This is a genomic window from Photorhabdus sp. RM323S, from assembly GCF_042879375.1.
GTDB lineage: Bacteria > Pseudomonadota > Gammaproteobacteria > Enterobacterales > Enterobacteriaceae > Photorhabdus > Photorhabdus tasmaniensis.
Genome location: NZ_JBHFKZ010000052.1, coordinates 20758 through 37602, shown reverse-complemented (window position 1 = coordinate 37602; position 16845 = coordinate 20758). Strand labels below are relative to the sequence as shown.

At 43.5% G+C, this 16845-nt stretch carries 13 protein-coding genes and 5 pseudogenes; 11 read left to right on the top strand and 7 right to left on the bottom strand.

The window, feature by feature from the left end; genetic code table 11:
* Window positions 1-389: 389 nt before the first annotated feature.
* The 6 genes and pseudogenes from dinQ to ACGF7G_RS17985 all read right to left on the bottom strand — a co-directional run.
* Window positions 390-461 (bottom strand): damage-inducible type I toxin DinQ, encoded by a 72-nt coding sequence (dinQ, locus tag ACGF7G_RS18010; protein ID WP_369293964.1) that lies wholly within the window; start codon window positions 459-461, stop codon window positions 390-392.
* A 464-nt stretch (window positions 462-925) separates the two neighbouring features.
* Window positions 926-1090 (bottom strand): hypothetical protein, encoded by a 165-nt coding sequence (locus ACGF7G_RS18005; RefSeq protein WP_387467282.1) that lies wholly within the window; start codon window positions 1088-1090, stop codon window positions 926-928.
* A gap of 73 nt (window positions 1091-1163) precedes the next feature.
* Window positions 1164-1660, bottom strand: a pseudogene (locus tag ACGF7G_RS18000) (hypothetical protein).
* Window positions 1632-2297 carry a hypothetical protein gene (locus tag ACGF7G_RS17995; RefSeq protein ID WP_387467281.1) on the bottom strand — a complete coding sequence of 222 codons (666 nt, stop codon included), beginning with the start codon at window positions 2295-2297 and terminating at the stop codon, window positions 1632-1634. Before ACGF7G_RS17995 ends, ACGF7G_RS18000 begins: the two are co-directional and overlap by 29 nt.
* Window positions 2298-2364: 67 nt before the next feature.
* Window positions 2365-2484 (bottom strand): annotated as a pseudogene (locus ACGF7G_RS17990) (tail fiber assembly protein); the annotation flags it as partial.
* Window positions 2485-2621: 137 nt separating this feature from the next.
* Window positions 2622-3235 (bottom strand): annotated as a pseudogene (locus tag ACGF7G_RS17985) (IS5 family transposase); the annotation flags it as partial.
* A gap of 88 nt (window positions 3236-3323) precedes the next feature.
* Here ACGF7G_RS17985 and ACGF7G_RS17980 point away from each other — a divergent pair.
* From ACGF7G_RS17980 to ACGF7G_RS17950, 7 genes and pseudogenes are all read left to right on the top strand, one after another.
* A pseudogene (locus ACGF7G_RS17980) lies at window positions 3324-4226 on the top strand (tyrosine-type recombinase/integrase); the annotation flags it as partial.
* A gap of 816 nt (window positions 4227-5042) precedes the next feature.
* Entirely contained in the window at window positions 5043-5408 is a 366-nt protein-coding gene (locus ACGF7G_RS17975) for a hypothetical protein (protein ID WP_387467279.1), read from the top strand.
* 408 nt (window positions 5409-5816) lie between these two features.
* A complete protein-coding gene (locus ACGF7G_RS17970) occupies window positions 5817-6137 on the top strand; it encodes a HigA family addiction module antitoxin (protein ID WP_387467277.1) in 321 nt (106 codons plus the stop codon).
* On the top strand, window positions 6127-7035 hold the full coding sequence (locus ACGF7G_RS17965) for a DNA-methyltransferase (protein ID WP_387467275.1): 909 nt from the start codon (window positions 6127-6129) through the stop codon (window positions 7033-7035). The genes ACGF7G_RS17970 and ACGF7G_RS17965 overlap by 11 nt, the downstream gene beginning before the upstream one ends.
* A gap of 2 nt (window positions 7036-7037) precedes the next feature.
* Window positions 7038-8897 (top strand): AAA family ATPase, encoded by a 1860-nt coding sequence (locus ACGF7G_RS17960; RefSeq protein ID WP_387467290.1) that lies wholly within the window; start codon window positions 7038-7040, stop codon window positions 8895-8897.
* Window positions 8894-9514 carry a hypothetical protein gene (locus tag ACGF7G_RS17955; protein ID WP_387467273.1) on the top strand — a complete coding sequence of 207 codons (621 nt, stop codon included), beginning with the start codon at window positions 8894-8896 and terminating at the stop codon, window positions 9512-9514. The genes ACGF7G_RS17960 and ACGF7G_RS17955 overlap by 4 nt, the downstream gene beginning before the upstream one ends.
* A gap of 15 nt (window positions 9515-9529) precedes the next feature.
* The gene (locus tag ACGF7G_RS17950) at window positions 9530-9964 is read left to right on the top strand and encodes a hypothetical protein (RefSeq protein WP_387467271.1); all 435 of its coding nucleotides are present in this window, start codon (window positions 9530-9532) and stop codon (window positions 9962-9964) included.
* A 96-nt stretch (window positions 9965-10060) separates the two neighbouring features.
* Here ACGF7G_RS17950 and ACGF7G_RS17945 read toward each other — a convergent pair whose 3' ends face one another.
* On the bottom strand, window positions 10061-10936 hold the full coding sequence (locus ACGF7G_RS17945) for a GTPase family protein (protein WP_387467270.1): 876 nt from the start codon (window positions 10934-10936) through the stop codon (window positions 10061-10063).
* Window positions 10937-11067: 131 nt separating this feature from the next.
* Between ACGF7G_RS17945 and ACGF7G_RS17940 the strand changes: the two are divergent.
* The 4 genes and pseudogenes from ACGF7G_RS17940 to ACGF7G_RS17925 all read left to right on the top strand — a co-directional run.
* Window positions 11068-11435, top strand: a pseudogene (locus ACGF7G_RS17940) (transposase); the annotation flags it as partial.
* A gap of 361 nt (window positions 11436-11796) precedes the next feature.
* Window positions 11797-13935 carry an AAA family ATPase gene (locus ACGF7G_RS17935; protein ID WP_387467268.1) on the top strand — a complete coding sequence of 713 codons (2139 nt, stop codon included), beginning with the start codon at window positions 11797-11799 and terminating at the stop codon, window positions 13933-13935.
* A gap of 2 nt (window positions 13936-13937) precedes the next feature.
* Complete coding sequence (locus tag ACGF7G_RS17930) at window positions 13938-15734, top strand: UvrD-helicase domain-containing protein (RefSeq protein ID WP_387467267.1); 1797 nt, start codon at window positions 13938-13940, stop codon at window positions 15732-15734.
* A 153-nt stretch (window positions 15735-15887) separates the two neighbouring features.
* Window positions 15888-16838 (top strand): hypothetical protein, encoded by a 951-nt coding sequence (locus tag ACGF7G_RS17925; RefSeq protein WP_387467266.1) that lies wholly within the window; start codon window positions 15888-15890, stop codon window positions 16836-16838.
* Window positions 16839-16845 lie beyond the last annotated feature (7 nt).

Below are 16845 nucleotides of genomic sequence, written 5' to 3'. Positions count from 1 at the left end.
TATGCGGGTGAGATAATTGTGTTTCAGACCATCAGAACCCGTAGCACTGATCGATACCGCATTTAAAAAATGCGTCCCAGTGTTATTATGTGTATGACTCTCGGTAAACTACACCAATCTGTCGGCTACCCTCCCATACTACTGGAGCAATAATCGCTTGAGCACGGGTTCAAGCACAGTAAGAATTACCAAATTTAAGCTGTTAAATCAGTATATTAGGTCACTTAAACAAGCGGGGCTTAGTAGGTTGATGAGTGAATAACGCTGCGTGCATCTGGTTGCGTTTTGTGAAGGGGAGAAATTATAAGGTATAGTGGCTTGATCAAAGGCAGTAAATGTTAAAGGCCACTGGGAGGTTACCCCGATGGCCTTAGCTACGTTTCCGTTATCTATTTCAGAAATGCACGGATCAGCTCTAAAAGCGCGATTAATGCTTTGAGAACGATGATAGCAGTGTCAATAAATGCTTTCACCCGTTTGCTCCAGTGAGGAGCACGACTTAACCAGCCATTGCCTTTACGCTGCCTGTCCGGCTGGCTTCCATCAAGTCAGTTAAGGAATATCGCGCTCTGACCGAGGCACTGAAGCAGCACCACCTGTTCTTCAGCCAGGACTTACGAAAACTTGCGTCAGAGATACACAGGCCAGAACGCTGCCCAAAACTAACAGCCGTTGATTATAGGTTTATTTTCAGATGATTCAATCAATTAAAATGATGAGTAGATAAAAATAAAAAAACCAACTGGTGAGGTTGGCTTTTCTATTTTTCCCTATACAGGGCAAGGGTATCTTTTGTGCCATTACCGAGATTGGTAGCCTCAGTCCTGGCGCGATATTCCTTAACTGACCTAACCAGTCTAATGCCTATAGCATAAAATATCAACCTAGGGTACAGCGTAAAGAACCTCACATAAATGGACAATATTCACCCAATCACAGAAGAATATTTCTGTTTCAGCCCATCCGATTTATAAGCCGTGTTCCTTATCGCGTTGGCGTTCTCCGACGTGCCTGTGTTGTGGTGCGTATGCACGGCGGTCAGTTCAGCCCATTCTTTAACCACATCCAGTGTCTCTAACATCAAGGTCATAACGTTGATTTGCCGGCTGCCCACCCAAACCACGGGCGCGACGATTTCTTGCCTAGCTCCGGCGATGCTCTGCTTAAGCAGGCCAATTTTCTCTATATTTTTCCGGCGCTTCCTTTGCCGTAGTTGTTCCCTGACCTATCTGTTTCTTGGCCTGCACATTACCGGCAGTGCGAGCGTCCCGGTTTTCGGCAACGGATAAATGTTCACGCAAAGTAAATGTCACCTGCCATGCCTGTTTACCGTCGATCTTACTGGCATCAATGGTATTGGTGAATGTCCCGATACGAAAGTTGATAGCACCCACGGTCAGGTTGGCGACACGGTAGCGTTTCAGATCCCCTTATCTTTGGCCTCCGCTAATGTAAACAGGCGTGACAGCATTTTTTGCTCAGTAAAGGGGATGATCCCCGTAACACGTAATTCCTTGGGCTTAATGCCTTGCTCCGCTACGGCAGTACTGGATGACTGGCCGCTTTGGTCTGTATCCTGAAACATCACCGATGGGGTTACGGTCAGACTTTTTAATGGTATGGCCTCGCCATCAAGGGCCAATGTGATAATTTGACTCATATAGCATCCCTTCTAATACACGAATATCGTCCCCGACAAATAATGTCGCCAGCGTGTAAACGGCGTCCGGTTCAGGGATATCCTGACGCAGTTTTTCAGCCAGTAATGCGCTATTCCCTTTCCCTGAGAATGCCCAGACACTGGCCGATTTATTCCTGACGCTATTCAGAGCGGCTGTGACTTGTTGTAAGGCGTTCTGTCTTGCCGTGGTGAAATTTGTTAATTGTGATTTCAATCTCGCAATGCTGCTGCCCTCACTGGCCTGTGCCTTGGCCTGCGCAATCAATCGCGCATTCATGGCCATGCGTCTGGTTGATGTTGAAAACGGTTGAAACGGAGGCAAACCGCTGCCCTGTTTCCCAAGCAATTGCATTTTGGTGATCGCCAGACGTTCCGCTGTCTTTGCCATACGGGTAACCTGAGAAAATACAGGCAACGGCAACACCTCTGAAAATTGGGTTAAATGCTGTATAAATTCATTATGCGTCTTCGCGCAGATCATCAGTACCACGGCGCTCATGTTTCCCGTTCCCCTGATGTTATTTGCCAGATAATTGATGGCGTTTGCAGGACTCAGATAGTGACCGCTGTCCATTTTCTGCCCGATACCATATACGAACGGATGGACGGGTAACATTGAGCAATGCCCCCTGTCATATTCGGGGATATGCGCATCATTTTTCGTTGCCAATTCATCACGCGGATTACTCAGGCCAGTTGATATCGGGGGCAATTGAGGGGTCTATTCTATTCACCCGCACACGATATTTTTTCCATTCCACGAGCCCTGATTTTTCGGCATCAGTGGCGATATCCAGATCAACGATGAGTACCTCTCCTTGCTTGCCAATGGCATCGATCCACAAATCCATAACAACGATAAAGCTAATGCATTAAAGAATGCCACTGAGCACATCCTAAGGGCTGTTGACGTTTCGTGTACATAACTTATACAGTCAGTCCACATGGGTAACCATATCATCATAAAAGCCATGGCAGCCATACTGGCATAATTTCGCTCAAGTTTGTCTTATATTGTTGATATTGCTATAAAATATTTAACTCTGGCAAAAGCATTTTCAACCAGATACCGATACTGTATAAGTGTCTGTCAATGCTTTGGTCACTTTTTCGGCTGTTTTTCCGGTAAGGGATCACGCTTGTTGCTCCCCTCTTTCGGATAAAGTCTCTGAACTTTTCACTGTCGTATCCCTTGTCGGCAATTACATACTCTGACGGAGGTGACTGAGTGAGCAGACTCTCGGCATGAACAATGTCGTTTTCTTGACCGCCTGACAGTTCAAAGTGGACAGGAAGTCCATAACTGTCCACCGCCAAATGGATTTTGGTTGAACATCCCCCTCGACTCTGGCCTATTGATGTATCTTCCCCTGAAGCTGCGCCGGCACTGTGCTGATGCGCCCGGATTATACTGCCATCAATGAATACCCATTCTGAATCAGTGTGGTGAGATAACCATTTGAATAATAATTTAAAAATACCTTTCTTTGACCACAGATTAAAACGACAGAATACCGTATTCCATACTTCATCTGTTAACATAGTTCTTGGCATGATGGTGAGGTAGAGTCGTTTTTTGGCGAAAGCAATTATACCCAATCATCATGCTGTCCAGTAATTCCGCTCAAAACGTCAACAGCCCCTAGAGGCTGTGGCGAGAAAATGGTTAGATGAAAAGGTAAAGACCTCAGGTATCTCACAAGATCACGCAGCAGACATCTGGCGAAGCCTTGAAAGAAATATCTTCCCTGGTCTGGGTAAGGTCCCTATTAAGGAAATTCGCCCTAAACTCTTAAAACAACACCTTGATCCAATTGAACAACGAGGAGTTCTGGAAACCTTGCGGCGGATCATTTCCCGCCTGAATGAAATCTTCCGTTGGGCCGCTACTAAGGAACTTATTGAGTTCAACCCGGCTGACAACCTTGGGCAACGTTTCAGTAAACCTAAAAAGCAAAATATGCCTGCCCTTCCACCCAGCGAACTGCCAAGGTTTATGGCTTCTTTAGCTAATGCCTCAGTCCGTCTGGAAACACGTATGCTGATTGAATGGCAGTTGTTGACTTGGGTTCGTCCGGGAGAGGCCGTTCGTGCGAGGTGGTCTGATATTGATACCGCCAACAGCATCTGGAACATTCCTGCTGATTTTATGAAGATGAAGAAGCCTCACAAGGTTCCATTAAGTAAAGAAGCTTTGCGCATTCTTGAACTAATGAAGCCAATAAGTGGGAATAGAGAGTGGGTTTTCCCCAGCATTAAAGCTCCCTTCAACCATATGCATGAACAGACAGCTAATGCAGCTATTATCCGAATGGGATTTGGAGGCGAGCTTGTAGCTCACGGTATGCGTTCTATTGCAAGAACAGCGGCAGAAGAGTCAGGTAAGTTTAGAGCTGACGTTCTTGAGGCAGCACTTGCTCACTCGAAGAAGGATGAAATCATCGCCGCCTATAATCGTGCCGAGTATCTGGCAGAGCGAGAAACCCTTATGCAATGGTGGAGCGATTATGTCCAAGCTCAAAGGCTCAAATCTATTGCGGCGTGACTATCAAAGAGGTTCATAATCAAGCCAAAGCCCGGCTTGAAAAGTTTCACTTTATTAGTTAGGCCATATTGAAGGAGTTCGGTTAGTGCCACATGCATACACAAAGCAGAGTTTTAAGATGAACAAAGAGTTATACCGCCAATGGTGGGCTTGGTTTTTGATATCTACAGCGTTGAGGTACTAATTCAGTATGAGCTTACAGCCAATAAATTTTATAAGTGTAATCATTGAAGACCAGAAGGAAACCCGTCTTTCGCGAAGGCCGGACTCAAACATCGCAACTATCCTTATGATCTTGATAGATTAATGCAAACCACAATAGGAGAGATACCATCAGTCCCGATTGGTGGCAATCGAACAGACTGTATTAGTCATTTCGGATGGATAGTGTAAAATTCATCCTTATCATAATCAATGGTCTTAAGTAAGCAATAGTACAGCATGGAACTATAAATAATGTATAGAGTAAATCAAATCATAAAAACATTAAGTAAAATGAATTCTTATGCTCCTTATAGTCATATAAATAAAAAAAGTAACTTATTGAGAAAGATTCAAGTATATTCATTTCTTACATCCTTTTTTTCTCTTGCTTTAATGCTCATTATGGTATTGATATATAAGATTTCCCATTTTTCAAGAGAACTATTTGTTTTACCTGCATTAATTTTATATCTATTTAATTCCATTGCAGGAATTGTATACTTATTTACCCCTATAATACCGGGTGTAAAATTTATGCTTAATTTAAAAAAAGAAATCTTTAACGACTTAGTATGTGAAATTGATAATGATGAACAGAATATATAGAAATTAATGCCTTACTCTTTGACTGAGCTAAATTATTCTATAGATTGGTTAAATATAAAAATCCAACGAGTCAGGTCAAGGATTAACGATTTCTTCGGAGAGAAAACAGCCATATTATCAATACTTGGATTAGCATATTCGGCCATTCAAGTAATTGGCGGTTTAAACAAACTGAGTGATACCATATCAAAAGGACTTTTCACTTCTGGAGCAGTAAATACATTAATTGTATTTGGATTAGCTTTTCTTTTAGGACTATCACTCGGAGCATTGGCACTCAAAAACATTGCAAACCACTTACAATATCTTAAAGAAATTCTTGAATTAGCGAAAAAATCAAAAGAAAAAATAAAGATTAGATTTTCATTCTAGTTTATATGAAATCTATTTTTCCATATTCAAATTAAAGAAAAGGGGTGGGATTTATTCTCCCCCATATAATAATCAAAAATTACACGTCTTGAATAGACAGGAAAGACGGAATTAAGTATTTAATAGACCCTGATTTTTTAAATAAAAATTACATCAATTGGAGGATAATCAACAGCACCTATTCAGTTCAGTCGTTAGTTAGAAGTAAAAACGAGACTTAATTGTAAGTATGAATCCGCACAATCGCTTAAAGTTATAATAAAATATTCTCCCCGCAGAATATTTTATTATAAAAATCGAAGACACATATCTGCAAATTCCCTTAATAAAATTGTTTTGATCACAAGTTACGCTTGACGTAACGTTAATATTATATTATATTAATGAAAATTTTTATAGGCTACTAAAATGAAGACTGAGCATCCAGGAAAATCACTATCATATAGACTTGAAAAATATGGTCTCAGTGCTTCTGAGTTAGCCAGGAAGATAAATGTTCCTAAAAATAGAATCACTACAATTATTAATGGAAAAAGATCAATTACAGGCGACACTGCACTAAGACTGGCTCATTTTTTCCAGACATCTCCTGAGTATTGGCTGAAGTTACAATTGTATTTTGACCTAAATGAAGCAAAAGTTAAATCAGAAGAAGCAATCCATCTTTTGCCAAAATTTCATGTAGCCAATTCAACCCGAATTCCAAAAGATAACATAAATGACAAATAATTTAGAGTTAGAGCTTAAAGATTCCGGTGTAGATTCAACCGAAAATCTCGAAGGTTTGAAAATGCATTGGGAAGGTTTTTCTTCAACGGGTGCCAAGTGGGATATATATAATGGAGATTCGGCCCAAGTTATAAAGGAATTGCCAAAAGGTAGCATTGATTGTGCAATTACTTCCCCACCTTATTTTTGGCTTCGAGACTATGGTGTTGATGGCCAAATTGGCTTGGAGGATTCAGTGCAAGATTACGTAAATGCCATAGCTGATGTTATGGATAATGTAAAAGAAGCCCTTCACAGCGAAGGGACTTTATTCATGAATATTGGCGATACATACTATTCAGGTAAAGGCCAATCACAAGGTAAAGACAGAAAAAGCAATAAACGACGATTCGGTCTTAGAGCCGTTGATAAAAGTGGTGGAATGGGTATAGGTTTACAAAGAAAATCTATGATCGGGATTCCCTGGAGAGTTGCAATTGAGATGGCAACTCGTGGATGGGTAATTCGCAGTTCTATCATCTGGCATAGAGAAAAGTGCCTGCCTGAATCAGTTAAAGATAGGCCAAGCCGAAGCTATGAGTATGTGTTTATGTTTGTTAAAAGCAGGAAGTATTATTTTAATAAACAAGAACTTATAGAACAAAAAGTCGAAGAAGATATGTGGACCATACCTGCCAGACCTAAAAGTGGGGGAGGTCTTGACACGGCACCGTATCCAGATGCTTTAGTCGAGAGATGCTTAAAAATTGGTTGTAAACCTGACGGTACAGTTTTAGACCCATTCTTAGGGAGCGGGACAACATGCAGGGTAGCTGCGCAAATGGGATATTCATCGATCGGCATAGACCTCAATCGAGAATTTTGTGAATACTCTGCATTAAACATGGAGAGCATTTGATTATGTTTTTTAGTCAGGGTGCAGTGCTACAGGCTATTGATAATCTAAAAAAAGTTCATCCCTTTTTTGGGATGACTTTTTTAGTCTGTAAAAAAAATCAATTACCCGTTGGCAGCAGTATAACATTCCCTTTAGATGCTGAGACTAAAAAATTCCTAGAGCACATCCATAAGATTACTCCAGAATCTACTTTCTTTTTTCAGCCCTTTAAATCTGTCAATGCTTGGCTTAAACACGACTACGCTTCTTCAGGTTTACAATCAGTTAATACTAGATCATTTCCCAATGCTTTCATTCACCCAAAGAATTCTAAAATGTGGGGATGGCGGGATGATTATCTCACTGAACTTGCTTCTCATGCGTCCATAAAGAAAAATAAAATACCATTACTTTCACTATGTATTTGGGTATATAAATATAACGATTTCCATAAAAATATATCATATGATGAAATATTGAGTTCTTTCATTTCTGAGTTTCATCTAACTGATGAGGAACTAATTACTTTATTTGATCATGAGGAGATTCCCCCCACGAATCTTTTTTCTAACGAGTGTATTTCATGGCATCAAATAAAGAGTAAACTATCTTTACCTCCAGATTCACAACCTGAAAATGGAGGCACATTATCTTTGTTATCGATTGTAAATATTGGACCAGCTAAAAGCTTAAAGATTGAGCCTAAACCTCGCTTAAACATTATTACTGGTGATAACGGATTAGGAAAGTCATTCATCTTAGAGTCTGCTTGGTGGGCTTTAACAAACTCTTGGACAGATCGAGTTGCATATCCAGACCCACGCCTTCGGGGTGAAAGTATTAGTCTAACATACTCTATCAAAAGTGATTTAAACTACAAAGAAGATAATACTGTAAATTATGATTGGAATAATTTTTGCTGGCCTATACAGAAGGATAGACCAACAATACCAGGTTTAATTGTCTATGGTAAAGTAGATGGTTCTTTTGCAATTTGGGACCCCGCCCGGAAATATTCATCCCAATCCTCTTTTGATGAGAAAGAAAAGGCTGTTTTTACAAGCGAAGAAATTTGGAATGGTCAAGAAGGGATTCTTGAAGGGCTGATCCGAGACTGGATAACATGGCAAAATGACGCAAAAAGTCAGCATTTTTCACATTTTCAACGAGTTTTACAAAAGCTATCTCCTCCTGATTTAGGTATTTTAAAACCTGGCCAGCCAGTGAGAATACCTGATGACCCAAGGATAATACCGACACTTATTCATCCATATGGAGAAATACCGATAACAAACGCTTCTGCTGGTGTTAGACGCATCGTTGCATTGGCATACATGATCGTTTGGGCATGGAATGAGCATCAAATTATATCACAAATGCTGAACATTCCTCCTCAAAATAACATGGTTGTTCTGGTAGATGAATTAGAGGCTCACTTACATCCCAAATGGCAAAGAGCATTTTTACCTTCGTTAATGGAGCTTAATCAAATATTTTCGAATGAGTTAAAAATCCAATTTATTATAGCTACTCATTCGCCATTAGTTATGGCATCGTCAGAAGAGGTATTTGATAGCGATACTGATTGTCTCTTTCACCTCCAACTTGATGAAGATGGTAAGATATCCCTAGAAGAATTAGATTTCATAAAATATGGAGATATATCTTCGTGGCTCATGTCTCCAATTTTTGAGCTTCGTCAAGCCCGTTCACAAGAAGGTGAATCGGCAATAGAAGATGCAAAAAAACTTCAGAATGCTTCTAATCCGGATATTAAAATGATCGAGGAAGTGTCTTTACGATTACGTAAGTATCTTTCCGCATCAGATAGATTCTGGCCCAGATGGATGATGTTTGCTGAAAAGAATGGAGTCTATATATGATACCCTTACAATTAATGCCGGAACCTAAAAATTTTGACCAGGACGTTAGGCAGAAAGGTGCGGATTTTTTAAAGAAAATACCTAATCCCACATCCAAAGATTTTTCAGGCAAAGATTTTTGGAAAAAAATAGCTCTTGAATTGCATTCATCATACAAAGCTATATGCGCTTATAGTTGCATTTCTCTGCCAACTGTCCCTGGTGCAGTTGACCATTTTCTACCCAAGAGTAAATATCCTAATCTTGCTTATGAATGGAATAACTATCGCTTATGTTTAGATAAGATTAACCAGTATAAAGGTAGCTCAGAAAATATTTGCGATCCTTTTACCGTTCAAATGGGATGGTTTGTTATAGATTTTCCTAGTTGCTTAGTAAAACCCGGCGAAAATCTTGACAAAGATACGATGAAAAAAATCGAGAATACTATAAAAGTGCTTAAACTCAACACTGACGAAGGGTTGGTTGATAATAGATTAGGAATCATCATGGATTTAATTGAAGGTCATGTTGATATGAACTTTATCGAAAGACGATTCCCATTTGTAGCCCTTGAAATAAAAAGGCAAGGGATCGAAGGTAATATAGAAAATATATTTAAAAAAATTGATTTTTAATGGATGGGTAATGAAATGAATGTCTTCAGCCTTAAACAAAATAAAGATCATGCTTACATTTCAACAAAAGCTAATTATAATAAAAGAACTGATAAATCTCACCCTTATTTACAAGATGTAAACAATAAAACTCAAGCTTTTGCATTATGCCCCGCATGTCATAATCCAGTAATTTTAGTCAATAGATTAGTATCCCAAACAAAGTCAGATACATTGTATGCAAAGCATTGTAAGTATGATGTTCAAGATTTGGCTAATTATGATCAAACCGCATACGATAATTGCCCTTTAGCAAACCCATCCAAATTTGATGACCTAATAAAACGACCGCAAAATCACGCTTCCAATAATCTCATAAAAGATGCAATCACAAATCACTTCGATTTGTTAATCCAACACCTTGAATCAACACTCGGCATTTACGGACAGGGAGTGTCCGTATCGTCATAAAAATCAGAGTGTGCAGGAAACCGTCATCTCCTTGAATCTGGGATAAAAAGGAGCCCACCAACCTCATTAGTGACAAGCCTAGATCCAACGAAGCCTTCAGAAGAAAATCCAGTCCCACACTGCACGAGCAACAGATACCACGGCATAGCGGACAGTACGGATGACCGCTTTTAGTGGTGCAGGAATGAATAACGCCGATTCTACTGAATCAAACACCTCTCCCACCGCATCGCCAAAACCCTCACGTGCCTGCTTTTTTACCGGTTCACTGCATAACCTCCCGTGTAGTTGGGTCGCCAGTGGGCTGGTGGCGCGGTCGGGCAGGCAACGCATCATGGTTTTGACCATTAACGGCAAATTCCATTCTGTCCTGACTGAGACGGCGCACACCGGATGGTACGGTGAAAATAACTGGCGGATGGAATCCAGCCTGACCTCAATATTCGCCAGTTGGTTCGGTGATGGTGTCTTGCTGGTGGCGTTCCATTCATGGCTGGGTTCAATTTTGTCGGCCTGGTTAACGACAAACAGTACCTGCTGTTGGTAGCCAGCCATCACACGTTGATAGAAACGCTCATCCACAGAAAAAGCTCGGTCATCAGCTTTAATGACCCACAGAATGAGATCCAGCTTAGGGAGAATATGGCGATATAGAGATTCATATTCACTATCCCGCAGCTCGCTTTCGCCAACGCCAGGTAGATCCACCAATATCAGGCTGTAGCCGCCACCGGCCAGACGGAATCGTAGTACGTCTCGGGTGCAGGCGCTAACATCGCTGACGAGTGTGACATCTCCCTGAAACAGAGCATTGCACAGACTACTCTTCCCGGAACCGGTTTTACCCATGATACCGATTACCGGCTCGTAGTGCGTAAGGTTGCGAAGACGTTCAGTAATGTGGTTTCGAAGGCTATGGGGGAGTGAAGCCAGAGGTTTCTCAATTGCCTGAAGGCGGTCAAGTTTATGCATACGGAGATCTCAGGAAAAAAACAAAAAGCCCCGCAATCTATTGAGGATGCAGGGAGTTCACGGAGATAATATCTATCTGAAATTATTTGGATGGGCAGGGTTGTTTTGCACAATACAGCCTTCCGTAAGTCGAAGATGGGTTGGAACTGCAAATGTACTTTAACCATATTGCATGTCGCGATTGCAGTCAGCGGTCGAGGTGCACCAAATCAAAACGCGAGCCGAGACGTATAAGGCGCTGGGTTCATGAAGCCGAAATGGAGGATATGCAGAGCAGGTTTGACGCATCGCCACAAACAGCTGTCGTGCGAAAGCAAACGGTAGAGCGCCCGTTCGGGACAATTAAAATGTGGATGGGGCAACTCACTTCCTTATGCGACGATTTAAAAACGTCAGCACAGAAATCGGTCTGCATGTGCTAGCTTATAACCTGAAAAGGATGGTGTCGATCTTGGGTACTGAAGGATTGGCCATCAAGCTGCGAGAGCAATACAACTAGCGGGAGTAACCGCTTTAGTCCCTGATAACCACCGAATAGCACCCAACTCCGGGCTTTAAAAGCTCCGAACTGCCTCCGTACACAAATCATAAGGAATACAGTCAACATGAGGAATATTCTTGCATCCCTGGCTGGGGATAATCTCCAGATACTGCACAAGCGAATTTTTACACAGCCTGTGCCATAAGCTGACATGACCTAGATCGCTAAAGAAGCAGCTACCTGCAGAGATATTGATTCTACTCAAGATGTTTATAATATCAGCTTTGGTCAATGCATCTTTAATAGTATCTTGAACCTCTATATTCCATGAGGAAAGCCAACTGACAAGTAGGGCAGGCCTCTAAATCATGAGACCTCCATGCATATATCCAAGCTCAGCCTGCTCAACTATAGAAACTTCGCCAATACAAAACTGTTGTTCAATAAAGGTACCAACACGATTATTGGTGAAAATGGCGCAGGAAAAACAAATCTCTTCAGAGCCATCAGGCTCTTGCTTGATGACAATATGATTCGTTCGGCTTACCGGCTGGATAAAAGTGATTTCCATCGCGGTTTGGGGAGATGGCAGGGACACTGGATCATCATCAGCCTGGAGTTCGAAGAGATTTCTGCAGATGAAGCAGTCCAAGCTTTATTTCTACACGGTACGGAGCTTGCTGAAAAAGAAAATGTTGGCAAGGCCACCTATAACCTTATTTTTCGCCCGAAGAAGGAAATCAGGCTGCGCCTTTCCCAACTGGATGAAGGTGATCATGCTGGTCTGGACGCTATTCTTGGCCCGGTAACTATTGACGACTACGAGACAATTTTCACGGGGCGCAGCGAGGCGGACTTCAATGATGAAACCTTCTACAGGCAGGTTGTCGGTGACTTCCAGAACGTGAGATTTAACAAGGAAACGGAGTTTCGGTGCATTGGTGCCAAAATCCCAAGTGTGCTTTCTGTTTCCAAAGAAATTTCGTTTACCTTCGTCCAGGCGTTACGGGACGTTGTAGCGGAGTTTCACAACAACAGAACCAACCCTCTACTGACCCTGCTGAAGAGCAAGAGTGGTGATATTGACCCCGTGTTGTTTACCGCTATCACCGACCAGGTCAAAGATCTCAACGATTCAATCGAGGCACTTCCTGATGTGCAGAATGTGCGCACCGACATCCGCAGCACCATCAAGGATGCTGCGGGCGAGGCGTACTCTCCCTCCTCTCTGTCGATTAAATCTGATCTTCCCGAAGAGGCCGATGAGTTATTTCAGTCTCTCAAGCTGTTCGTCGGTGAGTCCGGCGAAGATCATGAAGGTCCCATTCAGGATTTAAGCTTGGGCGGCGCTAATCTGATTTTCCTTACTCTCAAGTTGCTGGAGTTCAAGTACCGGAAAGCCAGACAGTCAATCGCCAACTTTCTGTTGATCGAGGAGCCGGAAGCTCACATCCACACACATATTCAGAAAACGCTATTCGACAGGCTCAATTACGACGACACACAGATCATCTTTTCGACGCATTCGACCCACATCTCTGAAATCAGCAATGTTCAGAACGTAAACATTCTCGGAAGGGATGGGGGTCGGTGCGAAGCCTATCAACCCGCCTCTGGGCTGCAGCCTGAGGAGATCGGTAATATTCAGCGCTACCTTGATGCCGTGCGCAGCAACCTGCTGTTTGCCAAGAGCGTCATCTTGGTGGAAGGCGATGCAGAAGAAATTCTGATCCCAATTTTGGTCAAGAAAGTGTTAGGCATCAGCCTGGATGAGCTTGGCATCAGTCTCATCAACATCCGCAGCACCGGTTTTCAGAACGTGGCTGTCCTGTTTCATGATGACCGTATTCGCAAGCGGTGCAGCATCGTCACCGATCTGGACAAATCTATTATTGACACTGAAGCGGTGGACGGTGAGGACAAGGCGATAGCGAAGCGCAAGGCAAAGTATCAGGCATCCGAGAAAAAAGGCCTGGCGCGAAAAGTGCAACTGGAAGCTTTTTGCAATGATAATGACTGGATAGCGCCGTTCTTCGCTCCTCACACGTTTGAAGTTGATTTCGTAACCGCTGGGAACGCCTGTAAAGTCATAGCGGTACTTCCCAACGTCTACACCGACGAGCCAACTATCACAAAGGCTAAGGCAAGTCTTAAATCCGGGGATATCACCCGATACGGTCAACGTGTTCTGACTATGGCGGAAAATCAGGGGAAAGGCTGGTTTGCCATTTTGCTCGGAAAAAAAGTTGATCCTCATACTGCTATTCCTCGATACATACTCGACGCTATTGCTTTTGCCCATCCGGTAGTAAAAAAAGAAGTCTGGTTCAACATCCTTAACTATCGAATGAACTTCATAGAAGAGGACGATCCATTTGTAAACCCAGAGACCCTCGCTGAATTCAGAACCAAGTTACAGCTGTTTAAAAATGGTGGCATCGACTTCGTCGGCATTAAAAATGAGATGTTCGCGGGTTTTCCTGATGATCGTATCAACGATGTACTTGAGGTCTTCTAGCTATGTTCACATGGGATGACGGGGATCTGAATCCTGAGCAAGATGCTGCCATCCGCGAGCCTGGCAGCGTGTTTCTCATTGCATGTCCTGGCAGCGGAAAAACACGCACGCTCACCTACAAAATTGCCCATGAATTGTCGCAGCTGGAGTCGAACAAGCAGTTCATCGTCGCGATCACCTATACCCATCGCGCCGCAGACGAGATCCATGAACGTATCGAAAACCTCGGGGTCGATACATCCAGGCTCTGGATAGGCACGATCCATTCATTTTGTCTCGAATGGATACTGAAGCCTTATGGCATCTACCACGAAGCGCTGGATCGCGGTTTTCGAGTCATTGACCTGCATGAGCGCGAAAAGGTGTTGGAAAACCTGTGCCAACCCTATCAGAAGCCCAAAATCACCTTCTGGGACTGCGAGTATTACTTTACCGATGAGGGCTACGTAATTTCGTGCCCGCAAGACTGGAAACACGCAGGGCTCGCTGAAATCCTGGAGCAATACTTCGACTATCTCCGGGAAACCCGACAGATCGACTTTGAACTGATTCTCTACTACGCCTATCAGTTGATCGCTGTGCAGCCTCAGATCAGCGCTATTCTCGGGCAGCTATTTTCCTTCATACTGGTCGATGAGTATCAGGATACGAAGCGCATTCAGTACTCCATCATCGCGTCCATTCTGAAAGCGGGTCAGGGAACGAAAGCTTTCATTGTCGGCGACCCAAATCAAGCCATCTATGAATCACTCGGTGGGTACCCAATCGCCTTCGAGGAATTCCAGTCGATGGCTGGAATCAAGCTGGAGGAGCTTAAACTTTCCCAGAACTATCGTTCTTCCGAACGCATCATCAACTACTTCGGAAACTACAACGTATACGACACGCATATCGAGGCCGCATCCAACGACAAGGCATACCCCAGCCTGATTTCGCTCAATGATTCGGTGAGCAAAGACGGCCTGGAGGATGAGTTGATCCGGCTCATCCGCTTCAATATCGAGACCATTGGCATTCCTCCTCATGAGGTTTGCATCCTCGCGCCTCAGTGGATGCACCTGGCGAGCATGACGCGCCGTTTGGTCGCGAGCATGCCCGAGTATGCGTTTGACGGCCCCGGCATGGTACCGTTCGCGCGAGATCTGGATAATTTTTGGTACAAGCTCTCAAGGATCGCACTTACACAGGCGTCCCCAGGCATGTACGTGCGCAGACTGCGTTGGGCTGGCGAGGTTCTCAGTGATCTTGAGGGAGTAGGCGCGAACGTATCCATGCTCACGAGGCAGAGCTTGTTGAGAGAGTGTAATGCCATCACTATTGATGCTACGGATGGGCTGGTTTATCTCAGGGTCTTCTTCGATAAGCTGTTTTCGAATCTCGCTTTCGACATTCAGGCATTCACGCAGCTTCACGAGCATTACGAGGCATTCTTCGAAAGCTCACAGGCAAGGATCGACAGACTGAAGAAGGAAGGCACAGAAATGATCGGAGACATTGCCACCTTCAGAAAGGTTTTCCAGAGTCGAACCGGCATCACTATATCAACGATCCACGGCATCAAAGGGGCGGAGTTCGATGCCGTCATTGCCTATGCACTCCTGGAGAACATGCTGCCAAACAGAAATGACCAGAACGGGCAAGATAGCGCGATGAAACTGCTGTATGTCATAGGTTCTCGTGCACGGAAAAACCTGCATCTTATCTCTGAGCGTGGGCGCATCGACAAATTCACTCGTGCGGAATACCAAGCGACTAAAAAGCTCAATGCATGCCGCTTTGAATACGACCAAGTACCATAAGTGATAATAACTGACGCTAGAGTAGTGTGTGAAAAATGATTCATTGGGTCGAACGCCAGAAAGAACGTGAACAACGGGAAGATAGTGATCGGGAACAACGGTTTGAATGAAGGCGGCTAGTTTATAGATGCACTCTGCGTAAAGGAGAAATTCATGGAGTCTGCGCGTGATAAATTTACCAGTGAGATTGTTGAGGCTGAGGATCTTTGGTTGCTCGATAGCGTTGATACTGAAGGCTATGTGTGCTGGGGATGCGGAATTGAGATGTACCCTTCAGCCTGGCAAAAAGGAAGTAAGAAAAGACCTTCGTTTAATAAAATGCCGGGGAAAGAACACATTAACTGCGATGCTGATGCTGAAAGCACGGTTGTTAAACAGGGTCAGAAGAAAAGCGTTCGCCACCTGCTGGACAGCGCACCGGGTTTGATGCCCGCTGGGTTAAAGTTGATTGAAAAACGCCCCGTTGTTGATCCTGGCGCTACTAGCGGTGAAAACAATTCCAGCTCAACACGTTCTGCATCGTCAACATCCAGCGAAGGTCATACTCCGGCACGGCAATCCCGCCGTCCGGTTAACGCTATTCGCCAGATTTGTAGAGCGTTTATTCGCTTCCCGTATGATCGTGGTATGTCATTAAACATACCGGGCATTGATGCCGATACTTACATGACTGTCTTTAAAAAACTTAAAGATCCGATTCAGTCCTATCCTGATCGGCGAGTTTTCTATTCACAGTTGTTGTGGCAGAATTTTGAACAGAATGACAACAGGCTTATTATCCCGTTATCGGGCGAGTGGGCTAAGGATGAATTCGGGAAACTTAAACCCTCGCGGAGTTACAAACTCCACGTGGAATGGGCCAACTGGTCCCAGGCTAAACGCACAGCGCTTCGAAACGAGCTAGACGCCGCTCAGGAAGAAGCGAAGGATGCGGGGAAGAAAAAGCTAAAAGACAGGGCTCAGGTTTTCTTCATCGGTGAGCAAAGTACCGATGACCATGAGATCTTCTACGTTACCGACTACCGGCTGATTTGTGCAATCATCGGACATGTCTCTTATCCTGATATTGAAAATAAAATCAATGAGTTGAACCGTAAATCTTAACAGACTG

What these genes read in the sequence shown, in the direction of transcription:
- ACGF7G_RS18005 (WP_387467282.1), bottom strand. Translation starts at nt 1,090, where the DNA reads ATGACCTTGATGTTAGAGACACTGGATGTGGTTAAAGAATGGGCTGAA.
- ACGF7G_RS17995 (WP_387467281.1), bottom strand. Translation starts at nt 2,297, where the DNA reads ATGTTACCCGTCCATCCGTTCGTATATGGTATCGGGCAGAAAATGGAC.
- ACGF7G_RS17975 (WP_387467279.1), top strand. Translation starts at nt 5,043, where the DNA reads ATGCCTTACTCTTTGACTGAGCTAAATTATTCTATAGATTGGTTAAAT.
- ACGF7G_RS17970 (WP_387467277.1), top strand. Translation starts at nt 5,817, where the DNA reads ATGAAGACTGAGCATCCAGGAAAATCACTATCATATAGACTTGAAAAA.
- ACGF7G_RS17965 (WP_387467275.1), top strand. Translation starts at nt 6,127, where the DNA reads ATGACAAATAATTTAGAGTTAGAGCTTAAAGATTCCGGTGTAGATTCA.
- ACGF7G_RS17960 (WP_387467290.1), top strand. Translation starts at nt 7,038, where the DNA reads ATGTTTTTTAGTCAGGGTGCAGTGCTACAGGCTATTGATAATCTAAAA.
- ACGF7G_RS17955 (WP_387467273.1), top strand. Translation starts at nt 8,894, where the DNA reads ATGATACCCTTACAATTAATGCCGGAACCTAAAAATTTTGACCAGGAC.
- ACGF7G_RS17950 (WP_387467271.1), top strand. Translation starts at nt 9,530, where the DNA reads ATGAATGTCTTCAGCCTTAAACAAAATAAAGATCATGCTTACATTTCA.
- ACGF7G_RS17945 (WP_387467270.1), bottom strand. Translation starts at nt 10,936, where the DNA reads ATGCATAAACTTGACCGCCTTCAGGCAATTGAGAAACCTCTGGCTTCA.
- ACGF7G_RS17935 (WP_387467268.1), top strand. Translation starts at nt 11,797, where the DNA reads ATGCATATATCCAAGCTCAGCCTGCTCAACTATAGAAACTTCGCCAAT.
- ACGF7G_RS17930 (WP_387467267.1), top strand. Translation starts at nt 13,938, where the DNA reads ATGTTCACATGGGATGACGGGGATCTGAATCCTGAGCAAGATGCTGCC.
- ACGF7G_RS17925 (WP_387467266.1), top strand. Translation starts at nt 15,888, where the DNA reads ATGGAGTCTGCGCGTGATAAATTTACCAGTGAGATTGTTGAGGCTGAG.